The following is a 13,274-nucleotide window of genomic DNA, read 5'->3' on the forward strand; positions in this document are numbered from 1 at the left end:
GGCAAGTTGTTGACAGAACTGGCTTTTGTCCCCTCAGCCTGAACGGTTGTTGGGTTTGTGGGTTGAGTAACGTTCGAACTACTTCCATCTATAGCTTTAGAAAACCTTATATCAGCTATATTTAGCGTGTCACCTAATTCAGCATTAATCGCGAAGGCGAGTTGCTGATTAATAAATACCCCTTTCCCTTCTTCGAACGCCCGCCAAGCTGCACTAAGGTCATTTTTTATCACACTATCGAGGACCAGACCCTCTTGACCACTTTGGTGAACAGGGTAGCTACTAATAGAAATGTAAGTAGGCGGGAGGGCATTTACTTTACTAACTTCTTCTGTGCCATTTAAACGTAACACATTACCGTCAGCTTTTAGCAAAGGCGTTACGGCCAATGGTGATAGTGAATTGTCCGATAGTGATTCTATATTGCTAAGTGGCGCGTCGGTATAAAGGTAGAAAGGCGCGTAAAGCCTTTGATTTAACCATTGCTCCGTTGCACTTCTAAAGCTGTCGGTCATGGTATTCATGCCGATATTTGCTGTTAAGGCAATGAAAAATGCGCAAACAGCAAGACGTGTCTTGCTAGACAACAAGTGCATATTAGCAATCACGTAATGAAATACAGGCCATTGTCGTGGCACAAATGCGCTAAGTAGTTTTGCTACGATGGGTAGCCACAGAAGCACAAGTCCGCAGCTTGTAAGTAGTAACAATGCAACAAAAAATAGAGCAGAAGCCGCAGAGGTAACAAAGGCTTCAGTAATAAATAGAAAACCCAACGCCGCTGCTGATACAAGGCCTGCAGTCCATTGCCGCATCATTTTCTTTTTAGCGGGGCGCACAGTTAACGCATTTGAAAGCTTAACGATAGAAGCTAAAGAGAAAACGACTAAGGATGTAAAAGTCGTTATTAACGCGAATCCAAAAATAAAAAGGAGGTTGACGTCAGGGGTAATAAATACGGCGTTAAACAAAGATGTGAAGGTACCACTTATTACCGGCGATAACATCGATGCGGCTTGAAAACCAATAAACATGCCTATTGGAATACTGATCACGCAGTAAATCAGCAGCTCAACAAAGAGTGCCCCACCTAATACGCGTTTTGATATGCCTAGCTGTCGTAATCGAATTACGTTGGGTAAACGTGTGCGATACATCAAGTTTAGCGCGTTCAACACTATAAAAAGTGATACCAGGCCCATAAGCGCGCTCATTGCCCACAGGTTCAATCTAAAGCTATCCGGTAACGAGCCGGTATCATTGTCATTGTTGTTACTTGATTGTTTAACCGCTATCCCAAGTAATGCTTCTATTGTCTCAAGGTCTTGTTCGGAAAGCGGCGAGAGAGCTACTAGGCCAGCGAGTGGTACAAAACTTTTTTGCTGATTTGAAATATCATTAGCGCCAGGCTGGGTATTATCTTTGCTGAGGGCATTGTCTTTACTATTTTTGCTGTAAGAAGGGCTTATCCCTCCTTTATAAAAGTCATCAATAGAGACCAAAATCGTATCTTGTGGCACAAGGCTGCTGACATAAGCATTAACCGTTGCAGGCCATTGCGGGGGATGCGTCGAGTCTTTATGGTCCTTATTTAGCGTATTGTGACAGCTTAGTTTGGCATTTGTAACCGGGTGAAGTAGCCCGTTCACGGAAAAGGTACCCGTAGAATTAGCACGTAATATTCGAGCAGCAGAAGCTTGCTTACTTTCTCCAGCTCCCAAAGAAAGAGACGATAGCGAAGTGTTTTCATCAGTAGCTCGAAAGGTACTTCCTAGAAGAGGCTGGGTATCAACGCCAAGCAACTTGAGCGTAATTGGTGTCGCTTTCTCACCAACGCATGAAAGGGTAATGCTGCGTTCAGATATAGCTATAAGCTGAGTAAAGCCATGCCGGCGAAGGGTGACATAATCTTCCTTAGTAAAGCCTTCATGATTAAAGCGCTGATGCGGGGCCTGCTCTTGTACAAAGCTCTTATGTGAGGAACGCTCATGTTTAACGCTGTCTTGCGAGTCTTTACCTAGTTTAAGCTGTGCACCGCTGTCGACTGGGGTGATGATACTGTTAGCCAAAAGACCTTGATTAGACTGCAATAGTTCACCCTGTGTCGCGCCTTCGTTTATCAACAAAACGGTAACAAGCCCGGCATTGGCCAAAACTATTGCGACCATAATGAGCAAGGGTTCCCACGGTCTATGTCTTGCCATTGCGAGAAGGCTAGAGAGGCTTAGCAATAAAGTGCGTAGCAAGGCGCTTTCTCTCTATTATGGGGTTTAATTTTAAGAATACCCATATGGTTAAACATCACCGCCTTAAAGCTCGTTTGCTGAGATATGCGGTGAAACAGGGGCGCTATTCATACGCTCAGGCTTTGCCTCTTCCAGTATGCCTTTATGAAGCCGCAAAACAGAATCCGCTTTTACCGCGACGTCTTGACTATGGGTAACTACAACAAGGGAAGTATTGGCTTCTCTACAGGTTTCAAAGAGTAGGTCTGACACGGTCTCGCTGGTGGTCTCATCCAAGTTGCCGGTGGGTTCGTCAGCTAAAATAAGCGCGGGGCGATGTACTAATGCTCGGGCTATAGCACAGCGCTGCTGTTCGCCTCCAGATAATTGGCTTAGCGGCTTTTGCGCTAAGGGTAAAATTCCGAGTTGCTTCATTAATGCTAATTGATAGCTTTTGTCAAAATTACCTTTTAGCCTTGCGGTAAAGGCAACGTTGTCCCAGGCATTGAAGCAGTCAAACAGGTTAAAGCTTTGAAATACAATACCTAAATGCTGTCTGCGAAATTTATCAATGTCTCTGGTCTGAGTGTTATCACCATGGTTGCCATCACTAGCAATTGCTAACCCATTTACCGCGATATCACCGCTATCAGGGCTTTCAAACCCAGCAATAAGCGATAGCAAAGTAGACTTACCACACCCAGAAGCACCCTGTATGCTCACAGATTCGCCTGGGTTTACAGTCAGGTTAAGACTGTTTATGAGCGGCGCTTCTGCCCTCGAAAACGATTTTTTTAACTCTTTTATTGTCAGCATAGGTCAGCGTTTTGACTTGAACCGTTTTGGTCTAAAAATGTCGGTTTTAACATGTCATAGCTTGAAATATAAGCTATGCGGGTTGGTATAAAATTTAAAATGTCCCGACGAAACCAATTAATTTCATTATTGAAGTATACGTAAGGCATGCGCTTTTTGGTTAAAAAGCGATGAGAAAATTCCATGTGCGAATGCGCCATAAAAATTTTGGGTGTCTTGTGTGTTTCAAAAGACACGGGGGTATCTAAATTCGGTTACACTCAAGGTAGCTCAGGGCATGGGCACTTCGAATTTAAAAAGGGGCGTTAAGCCCCTTCACCAATATTCTTACTGATTTATGAAGTTATCGAGTTCTTCGCCAGTGATTTTTTTGATTTGTGCAAATAAATACCAAAGCGCGGCAATAAGCAAAATCATACTTGGGATCACAATAACCGGGTAGCTAAGCGCTGTCATTCGGCCTAACTCTTCAGTATATGCCGTCGTGCCCGGCTCACTGACCAAAATCATCTTTGCCAAAATGTAGTTAAGTGCAGAAGAGAGGAAAAATGAACTCGCAACAATATAAGAGCTTACCGCAACCTTCTTTTTAAATTCTGGCTGCTTTCCCTTGGCATCCAACACCTGATTGAGGTGAGGCCAGTTTATGATCTGGTCGTTAAGGATAAGCATTTTGACCAGGGGTTTATTAGTGTATTGGGTCACTAACACCGCTATACCGATAATGCCCGGAATGGCCGCTTCTTTAATCGCAATATACTCTGCTGGCAATTTAAGTAAGCTAAACCCACCAGTAAGTAACACGCTGATAATCCCAAGAACAGAAAAACCGTTTACCTTTCCCGATTCTTTCAGGTCCCATAAACCATAGCCAATGGGGAAGCTAAGTGCGGCTACGATACTCCAAGCCGGCCCTAGGTAATCTTCTGAACTCGCATAACTCATTAACACCACGGGAATAACAATGTTAAACGCGAGGTTGCCGAAAAAGCCTTGATTCTTTTGTGTAGGTTCTTGTACTGCTGACATATCTTTTATTAACGTCTTATCTTAAAGCCAATTATACGGAAAGTAATTAGCGTGCCCAGTGCCATGCAGCAAATAAGCCGCCAATAAATCCAAACAGATGATATTCAAAGGAAATAAATTTTGATGTGGGAAGCACACCAACGAGCATCCCTCCGTATAGCGCTGCAACTACTAGTGAAATGAGCAAATACCGCACTTTGTTACTTCTAAAACCTGCCAGCACAAGGAAGCCGAAATAGCCATATACCATGCCGCTCGCGCCGATATGGGTGGCGGTTCTGCCAAACAGCCATACGCCTAAGCCACCTATAAGCAGTGCGCTTAATGTTGCGATAAAAAAGGTACGTTTACCCCATTGCATGGTGAGCCACATAAATAGCAAAAGGGGAACAAGGTTTGCCATTAAGTGAGTCGGCGTTCCATGAAGAAAAGGTGCAGTAAAAATATAAGGCAGAGTTGATAGGGTACGAGGCACCACACCAAACTGATTAAGTGCATTGCCAGTAAGTAGATTTGCTACTTCTATTACGATTAAAAGTGCGCCCAACGTTAGCAGTACGCGAATTTGAAATGAAAGCGGCTTCATAGAAAGGCCCCTTAAATAAATTACAAAATAATATGGGGAAGGTAGCGAGAAAGATCTTGGGTTATCGCTGAGGCATCTTCTCTTACCGAAATACCCGCTGGCATGTCATCTACTAACCAACTACCTATAAGCGTATGATTACCTTCAAAAACGGGCAATGGTTCAAAAGCTTGAACAATAAAACCTTCTTCACCGTAAGGGCCATCACTCAAAACGCTCTCAACGCCACTTTCGATAATTGATACGTTGGCTCCCTCTCGAGAAAAGAGGGGCTTTTTAATCCACTTACCAGACAGACTCTTTGTATTTGTTTCGTCTGAAAAATAAGCGGGAAGTAGGTTGGGGTGACCTTCAAACTTTTTCCAAAGCTGGGGAAGCAGCGCTTTATTTGAAATAATCGATTTCCACGCGGGCTCCAACCAATTAACTTGGGCGTCTTCTAACACATCGCCAAACTCTTCGCGCAGCATAAATTCCCAAGGGTAAAGCTTAAAACAATCAGTAATAGGGGCATCTTGAAGGTCAGTAAAAACGCCAGTGTCTGCTAACCCAATATCTTCAATAAACACAAAGTCAGCCAAAAGCCCTGCCTCTATAGCGCAGTCTTGAAGATATTGCACGGTTCCGCGGTCTTCAACGGTATCTTTGCAGCACGCCATATGCAGTTGATTTATGTTGTAGTGCAAGGCAATTTCACGAAAGCGATGGACTAACTTTTCTTGCAGGCTATTAAATTGATCAGCATGCAGAGCAAGTTTGCCTGCATCGACATTTTGCGAAAGCCACAGCCATTGCCAAAAACCGGATTCATACAGGCTGGTGGGCGTATCTGCATTGTTTTCAAGAAGTTTTGCTGGTCCTTTGCCGCTATAAACAAGGTCAAGGCGAGAGTATAAACTTGGGTCTCTTTCGTTCCAGCTATTACGCACTAAATCCCAATGCTGCTCGGGGATGCAAAAGCGAGTGAGTAATTCCTCACTATTAACCACGTCTTCGGTAACTGCCAAGCACATTTGATGTAATTCGGCAGTGGGGTCTTCAATGTCGTTTTCAATTTGCGCAAGTGTGAATTGGTAGTAGGCGCTTTCATCCCAATACGGCTCGCCGTACATGGTGTGAAAATGAAAACCAAACTCATTGGCCAACTGCTGCCAGCCCTTACGAGGCTGGCAAGGCATTCTAAACATTCTTATCCGCCCCAGCCGCCTTTACGGCTGCTGCTACCCCAAGATGATTTAGCGCGCACACTGCTGCCAAAACCGCCCCGTTTCATTGTGCGGTTCACGGTAGGCTTAGGTTTATAAACGTCTTTATTTACACGATATTTTCTTTTACGAATATCGCCATCAAATACATAGCCGTCTGCGGTTATCCACCGTGAACGAAACGGTGAATTGTATGAATAGGAGGTATATAAGGGTTGCGAGTAGTAGCGACTTGGTGAAAGTAAAGAGCTCACCATATAGCCTGCCATGAAAGGCATGAAAAAGCTGCCGTTGCTGTTGTTTACGTATTGGCACTGATTAGGGCCAAACTCGTGCTCACAGTCATATTCAGAACTAAAGCGTGGACTGGTGCGCATAGCCTCATCCACCGCTGTCTGATAGGCAGCTTCACAGCGCTCTACCGCATCTGGAAAGTCTTGCTTACAGTCTTCTAGCGACGTGTAAATAGTCGCATCTTCTTTTTCAGCGCCACAACCACTAAGGATGACGCTAGCCACGCCTAACGCTAAAGGCTTAACGTTAAAACCTTTACGCATACTGTTAAGGTTAATATGCTTAGTGCGCTTCATAACAGGTCGCTCACTTTGCTGGTTATCAACAACTTCGCGTTCTAGGTTACTTTTATCAGTCATTGCTGCCCCCTTAATAGGTCATGCAAGCGGCGTTTAGTAAGCCTACGGCAATGGACATACTGGCAAGCATAACACCTGCAGAGACTTCATTATTATTTATGCGCTCTGCGATTTTGGGCATAAAGCTGAAACGCAATATGGCAAACGCAAGAGATTGAGCAACAACAGCAACGAGCGCCCAAATAGCAAAATCGACCACGGCAACAGAGTTTGAGGCCGCGCTGCCAAGGGCTATAGCAAAACCGATAATAGCACCACCAAATCCGATAGCTGCTGCTACATTTTTCTCTTCTTTTACCAGCTTCCATTCATCATGAGGTGTAACCAAGGCGTACACCAATTTGAAGATAAACAAGAAAACAATCGATAAGCCAAAGTACAGCGCGAAGTTATCCAAGCCGGCCAAAGAGTGCATAATGGTATCCATAGTCATTCCTTTTTTATTAACCGTTTATCGTAATATCTGCAGGCTCAACATCGAAGCCTGTAGAAATCACTAAGCATCTGTCTAAATTGTTACCCACTTGTTTTTCTTCACCAACAACGAGCAAGGTCTCAACTCTATCGTTACTGATGGGCCGTTCGTATAACATCATAAACTGATCTGTTTTACTGACATCACCATCTTCTTCGTAGGTCGTTTCTGTTACCGCAACCGGCGGTGATTCGTCGCCCACAGCCCCCCATACACGGGTATATACCTTGCCCTCAAGCTCATAGGTAGGCTGACTGATAACGTTTTTCAAACACTCATTCCACTGGGCCGTGTTGCCAATGGTTTTTGTTTCGTAAAAGTGCCACAGTTTTACGTCTGTGATGTGGTTCTCTGATAGGCCTCCATCGGTCACCACCTGTAAAAATCCATCATCGTCAGTATAAAAACGAAGTAGGGTGCCGCCAGTATCCAACGGGGCTTCACCTACCGCTTGAATTAACTGAGAACGTGCTGCGCCCTCGATGGTTAACTCGGGCTCTAATAAGGAGAGTTTTAAGTTATCTAACTCGAAAGAACCACCTAAATACAGCCCCATTATCTCTGGTGACTTAGGTTCTGTTTTCTTAATAGGTTCTGATTTTTTAAATAGTTTACTAAACATGTTTACGCCTCTTAATCAGCGTCCAGTGAAGACCAGTTTATTGCATTAATGCGTCGCTCAGCGATGTAAAACAAGGTATCACCTGGGTTTAACGTAGCGTCTAACGGCGGGTTTACCACCATTTCCTTTACAAGGCCATTGGGTGCATAACCGATAAAGATGGCGTCGTGTTTACGCTTTAAATTGATAAACAACTTGGCAACGGAAATCGCTTGGCTATTTTCAGGTATTTTCACCGAAAATTGTGCTTGCCCTTCATCAATACTTAGCAAGTCGTGATGAAGCATACTGGAACCTGGATCAAATGCAGCTTTGACCAGCATTTCTATTGCCACGCTCGGTGTGCATTCTACTTTAGGGCAGTGGTCCTGAAGCAAACTTACTAAGCTGTCATCGTCGAAATAGGCCACTTGATGAGCATCAGGGTTGCGCTTGGTACAATACAGCGCAGTAGTCATGGTGACATCATCTTGGGGGTTATCGATTACAATAGTTTTGGCAGAGCTTACACAAGCGCGGTCCATATCTTCGTCTTTGTTGAACGAATCTACTTTTACAAATTCAATGACGCCGGGCATGGGGTTGGTGATATCAGCTTTTACGCAAAGTACAATGTCAGGGCGTTCAGACATTGCATCTCGTTCTTGAAGAATTAAGTCAAGCAGCATCATGGTGCGCTGCTCATTCCAACCAATCACCAAGATATGTTCATTAAGCATCAAGCTATTCATACCCAACAATCCTTTCTTCCACGTTAAAGAAACCCAAGCTGCAATTCGGCCAATCACCATGGCGAAAATACTCAAACCAAGCGGTATGACATATAGCGCAACAATTAATTTTCCCGCTGGTGTGACGGGAGAGAGATCGCCATAACCTACCGTTGAAGCAGTGACCGCCAACCAGTAGACAAAATCGGTTTTAGCAATTAAGTCGTGTTCGCCTGCAGCGAAAAGAAGCCAATAGCTTGTTACTGCGTAAAACGCGGTCGCACCGACAATGGTGTACCAGCGGGACTCTGCAAAGTATTGCAGCATGATTTTTCGCAGTTTAATCCATGGTGACATAAAACAAACAGCCCTTGTTATGCGTGTCCTTACTCTGCCTTGAAGTACTTGATTTGTCTAGATTAGGTCGTTGTTATCTGGCGAATTATGCAAGGAATTATTGTAACAAGAATTAAAAATGGGAGCCTTTAGCTCCCATCCTTTAACTTACTTGCCTAGAATTCGAGCTAGCTCGTCATCGGCTGAGGTTTTACCCCCTTTGATGCCCGCTTCTGCTAGGCGTTTTTCTAAGTCGCTGCTCGACTCCTCGCTAGCCAGTTCCTCGGCTGCTTGAAGTTCCGCGTTTCGCATCTTTTGCTTATCCTGAATGCGAGATAAAGACTCAGTAGCTGTCTTCATTTTACTGTTCGCGCCCATGTGGCGTGAAGATACTGCAACCTGTGCTTTTTGAACGCTTTCAGTGGCTTTGACCATATCCACTTGCTGCTCTAAGCGGCGCAAATTCGCTTTAGCTTGCTGAATGTTATGGGCCAACTGCTTTTCAGACTGTTTGAACTGATCAAGGTAAGTTTGTTCTTGCTCACGTTCTTCTTTCAACTCTGACACTTTTTGTGCACAGTCAAGGGCAAGCTGACGGTCGTTATCTATCGCTTTACGCGCATGCTCTTCATACTCAGCTATTGACGAGTTAAAGCTATCTACTTTTTGTTGTGAAAGTTTACATTTCGCCAAAATCTGCGTGCGGGCATGATCAGACTTGCGTAGTTCTTCTTTGGCTTCTCTGATTTCTTGTTCCAAAATTCGAATAGCCTGACTGTCTGCAACAGACTGCGCAGCTTCGGTAGCACCACCTTTTACTGCAGTAATAAGTTTTTTCCACACTGACATTCGCTTCTCCTTAAGAAGTAAATTTAGTTAAGGTGTGTTTCGTAGGCATCTAAGAAAGATGCAACATTCTGAAACAGGGTTTCGACTTCAATAACAATACTTTCGGCTTTTGACTGGGCACTTAGCGCACCAAAGGCAGTGTAGTATTCTTCGCCACCAATATTTGAAATACCTACCGTAGTGAGAGGAAACACCATATGGGTAGACAGTATTTCATGGTCAAGCGCAGGCTTATCTTTTACTTCCGATGCAGCAAACAAAAGGCTTTCTACCAAAATTTGCTCACCGCTTATTGCAAGCCATGCATCGATGCCGTCTTGATTAGCAATAAGTAAGCAGTTTTCCTCATGTGTTACCACAAAGTCATCGTGCTCTTTAAATAAGGCTTCGATGCTTTCCAGTTCCCAGCTCATACCTTTCTCCTTTAGTTATTAAAGCGATAATGTTGAAAACGAATGTCGTGAATGTGGTGCCTTATTGAGCATCGCCTAGTCTTAAAACGCTATTTAAACGCGACATTTAAAATCGAGCGTAGTAAGCGTTGCTGTGAAAACAACCACAGTTACTGTAACGACTATTTACGTTTTCGCCAATATCTTGACTTGCAGTGTAGACCTATTGTGCCATAATCGTCAACATTAAATGCATGCTATAAGTGTAAAAAAGTGTGTTTTTGTAAAATATATATCACATTTGTGTGGATTTTGGAGGCTGTGTGAATACACGAAATACGCAGAGTGCAAAGAATGCATGGCGGCAAACGGTAGCAAGAGTCGTGAAGTCTGAAATGTCTGTGCGCGGCGTAAAATATCAAGCGCTAAGCCAAAGGCTTGAAGAGATTGGTGTAGAACAAAGCGCTGATAACCTAAGAAATAAAGTGAATAAAGGTATCATGGGGGCCGATTTGTTACTTCAGATTTTATACGTGCTTAAAGCTCGGCCTTTGGATGCTTCGCTATTAGAAGAAATCTTAACTGATCTTCAGTGATAAACAGCGTAAAATGCCAGCGGAATAAGATATTGATATACAACCAACCTGCAAAATAAGGATCCAGGCTTCGCAACAAGGTTGCAGTAAGCGAGAGCAGGTGGAGAAAATAAGCAGATAAAAAAATACCCAGCACGTGCTGGGTACGAATGATAAGGAATGTTTATGGGAGAACATCATCACTATCTGCAGGTATCTTAACCGTTTAAGGTTTTAAGTGCTATTTAATACGCTTTATTGTACGTATGCTGTCTAATATAAGGTTATTCTAAAATATACGCAAAATTTCAAAGCATTGAAAAAATAGTGATTTTATTTTTATATTGAGTCGTTTTTAATTTGGGGTTCTATTTTTATTAGTCTTTAGTTTTAACTTAAATAATGCTTAAAATCATACTTTTGTCTAACTCTAACACCGTTAATCAGTTGTATTTATGAAACTATCAGATTTTAGCTTCGAGCTACCGGAAAAACTTATCGCCAAATACCCGACGCAGCAACGCACAGCGAGTCGCTTGTTACACCTAGACGGGAAGACTGGCAGTGTGGCGCACACCATGTTTGCTGACATGCTGAAATTTGTAGAGCCTGGCGACCTCTTGGTGTTCAATAATACGCGGGTTATTCCTGCGCGTTTACTTGGTAAAAAAGAGACTGGCGGACAAGTAGAAGTGCTTATTGAGCGTATTACGTCAGACAATACTGCGCTGGCACATGTTCGCGCGAGCAAGGCACCTAAACCCGGAACCAAGCTTATTCTCGAAGAAAAAGTGAATGTGACGGTTACAGGACGAGACGATGCGCTGTTTATTTTGCAGTTCGATCACGAGGAAACTGTGCTATCTCTACTGGAAGCCCACGGTCATATGCCCCTACCTCCTTATATCGACCGTCCCGATGAAAACTCAGACAAAGAACGCTATCAAACTGTTTATAACCAAAAGCCAGGCGCTGTTGCAGCACCAACCGCAGGACTTCATTTTGACGACGCTATTTTAGAAGCGTTAAAAGAGAAAGGCGTGAACTTGGCTTTTGTGACTCTGCACGTAGGTGCGGGTACGTTCCAACCGGTGCGTGTGGACAATATACAAGAGCATAAGATGCATGCAGAGTTTGCAGAAGTACCGCCCGAGGTTGTTGATGCAGTGCTATCGACCAAAGCTAATGGAAACCGAGTTATTGCAGTGGGAACGACTTCAGTTCGCTCGTTAGAGTCGGCAGCTAAAGCGAGTGCCGAACGCGGTGATAAAGAAATTATCGCGGCCTTTAACGAAGACACAGAAATCTTTATCTACCCTGGTTTTGAGTTTAAAGTGGTAGACGCAATGTTCACTAACTTCCATCTTCCAGAGTCCACGTTGATGATGCTAATTAGCGCATTTGCCGGGAAAGATAACGTGATGAATGCCTACCAAGAAGCGATAGAAAAAGAATATCGATTCTTTAGCTATGGTGATTCTATGTTTATTGAGCGCGCCTAAACACATTCGCCCAAGGACATTGGGTGGTTAAATGGGGGTTTTTCAGGGCTTTCTAGCCTAGTTACAGATAAACATAGATACAGGGCATGATCTCAGCCAAATTACTGGTATAATCGCCGCCAATTTATTTTTATACCCAGCGCAAATGCGCACCTAAAGTGGGAATGCTTTCACATGCAATTTGAGTTGTTAAAAACCGAAGGTCGAGCGCGACGCGGCCGTTTGGTGTTCGAACGCGGTGTTGTTGAAACTCCAGCGTTCATGCCCGTAGGTACATACGGTACCGTAAAGGGAATGACCCCTGAAGAATTAAAAGACAGCGGTGCACACATCTGTCTTGGAAATACCTTTCACCTAATGCTACGTCCTGGTACTGGTATTATCCGCCAGCACGGCGATCTGCACGATTTCATGAATTGGGATAAGCCTATCCTTACTGATTCGGGTGGCTTCCAAGTATTTAGTTTGGGTGACTTGCGTAAAATTACCGAAGAAGGCGTAACGTTCCGCTCTCCAATCAATGGCGAAAAGATTTTGCTTACGCCTGAAAAGTCGATGGAAGTTCAGCGCGACCTGGGGTCTGACATCGTAATGATTTTTGACGAGTGCACGCCGTACCCTGCTACTGAACAAGAAGCGCGGGTTTCAATGGAAATGTCGTTGCGCTGGGCGAAGCGCAGTAAAGAAGCTCACGGCGATAACCCCGCAGCACTGTTTGGTATTATCCAAGGCGGTATGTACGAAGGGCTGCGCGACGTGTCACTTGCTGGACTTGAAGCGATTGGCTTTGATGGCTATGCCATTGGCGGTCTTTCTGTAGGCGAGCCAAAAGAAGATATGATCCGCATCATCGACCACACTGCGCCTAAAATTCCAGAGGATAAGCCTCGCTATCTAATGGGCGTTGGTAAACCAGAAGATTTGGTTGAGTCTGTGCGTCGCGGTATCGATATGTTCGATTGTGTAATGCCTACGCGTAATGCGCGAAACGGTCACTTATTCGTGACAGAAGGCGTTATTAAAATTCGCAACGCGAAACACAGAAACGACACCTCGCCATTAGATGAGAATTGCGATTGCTACACTTGTAAAAACTATTCTCGCTCATATTTACATCATTTGGACAAATGTAACGAAATCTTGGGTGCGCGCTTAAACACCATCCATAACCTTCGTTACTATCAGCGTGTGATGCAGGGTCTTCGCGATGCGATTGACGCGGGTACGCTTGACGAGTTTGTACAAGAATTTTATGAACAAAAAGGGTTGCCGGTTCCGGCACTATAACAACGATAATAT

The 13,274-nt window shown here is 44.1% G+C and carries 14 protein-coding genes; 3 read left to right on the forward strand and 11 right to left on the reverse strand.

Features of this window, described 5'->3' with window-relative positions:
* The 11 genes from V7R55_RS11625 to V7R55_RS11675 all read right to left on the reverse strand — a co-directional run.
* Positions 1–2,246: FtsX-like permease family protein (locus V7R55_RS11625; protein ID WP_438823592.1), on the reverse strand; the 2,246-nt coding region annotated here is incomplete at its 3' end.
* Positions 2,247–2,309: 63 nt separating this feature from the next.
* A complete protein-coding gene (locus tag V7R55_RS11630) occupies positions 2,310–3,041 on the reverse strand; it encodes an ABC transporter ATP-binding protein (RefSeq protein ID WP_334059623.1) in 732 nt (243 codons plus the stop codon).
* Between the two features lie 327 nt (positions 3,042–3,368).
* A complete protein-coding gene (locus V7R55_RS11635; RefSeq protein ID WP_179984079.1) occupies positions 3,369–4,070 on the reverse strand; it encodes a VC0807 family protein in 702 nt (233 codons plus the stop codon).
* 46 nt (positions 4,071–4,116) lie between these two features.
* Positions 4,117–4,656, reverse strand: a complete 540-nt coding sequence (locus V7R55_RS11640; RefSeq protein WP_334059624.1) for a rhomboid family intramembrane serine protease — start codon at positions 4,654–4,656, stop codon at positions 4,117–4,119.
* A 20-nt stretch (positions 4,657–4,676) separates the two neighbouring features.
* Positions 4,677–5,843, reverse strand: coding sequence for a glutathionylspermidine synthase family protein (locus V7R55_RS11645; RefSeq protein ID WP_334059625.1), 1,167 nt, complete (start codon positions 5,841–5,843; stop codon positions 4,677–4,679).
* A 2-nt stretch (positions 5,844–5,845) separates the two neighbouring features.
* Positions 5,846–6,514: a DUF1190 family protein gene (locus V7R55_RS11650; RefSeq protein WP_334059626.1), complete on the reverse strand. Its 669-nt coding sequence runs from the start codon at positions 6,512–6,514 to the stop codon at positions 5,846–5,848.
* Positions 6,515–6,524: 10 nt separating this feature from the next.
* On the reverse strand, positions 6,525–6,941 hold the full coding sequence (locus V7R55_RS11655) for a DUF350 domain-containing protein (RefSeq protein WP_118493211.1): 417 nt from the start codon (positions 6,939–6,941) through the stop codon (positions 6,525–6,527).
* Positions 6,942–6,957: 16 nt separating this feature from the next.
* Entirely contained in the window at positions 6,958–7,611 is a 654-nt protein-coding gene (locus tag V7R55_RS11660) for a YjfK family protein (protein WP_334059627.1), read from the reverse strand.
* Between the two features lie 11 nt (positions 7,612–7,622).
* A complete protein-coding gene (locus tag V7R55_RS11665) occupies positions 7,623–8,678 on the reverse strand; it encodes a potassium channel protein (protein ID WP_334059628.1) in 1,056 nt (351 codons plus the stop codon).
* A 147-nt stretch (positions 8,679–8,825) separates the two neighbouring features.
* Positions 8,826–9,506, reverse strand: coding sequence for a PspA/IM30 family protein (locus tag V7R55_RS11670; RefSeq protein ID WP_334059629.1), 681 nt, complete (start codon positions 9,504–9,506; stop codon positions 8,826–8,828).
* A 23-nt stretch (positions 9,507–9,529) separates the two neighbouring features.
* Complete coding sequence (locus tag V7R55_RS11675; protein ID WP_118493217.1) at positions 9,530–9,919, reverse strand: DUF2170 family protein; 390 nt, start codon at positions 9,917–9,919, stop codon at positions 9,530–9,532.
* Between the two features lie 302 nt (positions 9,920–10,221).
* On the opposite strand from V7R55_RS11675, the gene V7R55_RS11680 reads away from it, so the two are divergent.
* The 3 genes from V7R55_RS11680 to tgt all read left to right on the forward strand — a co-directional run bounded on the left by V7R55_RS11680 (position 10,222) and on the right by tgt (position 13,262).
* Positions 10,222–10,494 carry a DUF6471 domain-containing protein gene (locus tag V7R55_RS11680; RefSeq protein ID WP_334059630.1) on the forward strand — a complete coding sequence of 91 codons (273 nt, stop codon included), beginning with the start codon at positions 10,222–10,224 and terminating at the stop codon, positions 10,492–10,494.
* 434 nt (positions 10,495–10,928) lie between these two features.
* The gene (queA, locus tag V7R55_RS11685) at positions 10,929–11,975 is read left to right on the forward strand and encodes a tRNA preQ1(34) S-adenosylmethionine ribosyltransferase-isomerase QueA (RefSeq protein ID WP_334059631.1); all 1,047 of its coding nucleotides are present in this window, start codon (positions 10,929–10,931) and stop codon (positions 11,973–11,975) included.
* Positions 11,976–12,149: 174 nt separating this feature from the next.
* Positions 12,150–13,262: a tRNA guanosine(34) transglycosylase Tgt gene (tgt, locus tag V7R55_RS11690; RefSeq protein ID WP_118493223.1), complete on the forward strand. Its 1,113-nt coding sequence runs from the start codon at positions 12,150–12,152 to the stop codon at positions 13,260–13,262.
* Positions 13,263–13,274 lie beyond the last annotated feature (12 nt).

Source organism: Alteromonas sp. S005, assembly GCF_036864475.1.
In the GTDB taxonomy this organism is placed as follows: Bacteria; Pseudomonadota; Gammaproteobacteria; order Enterobacterales; family Alteromonadaceae; genus Alteromonas.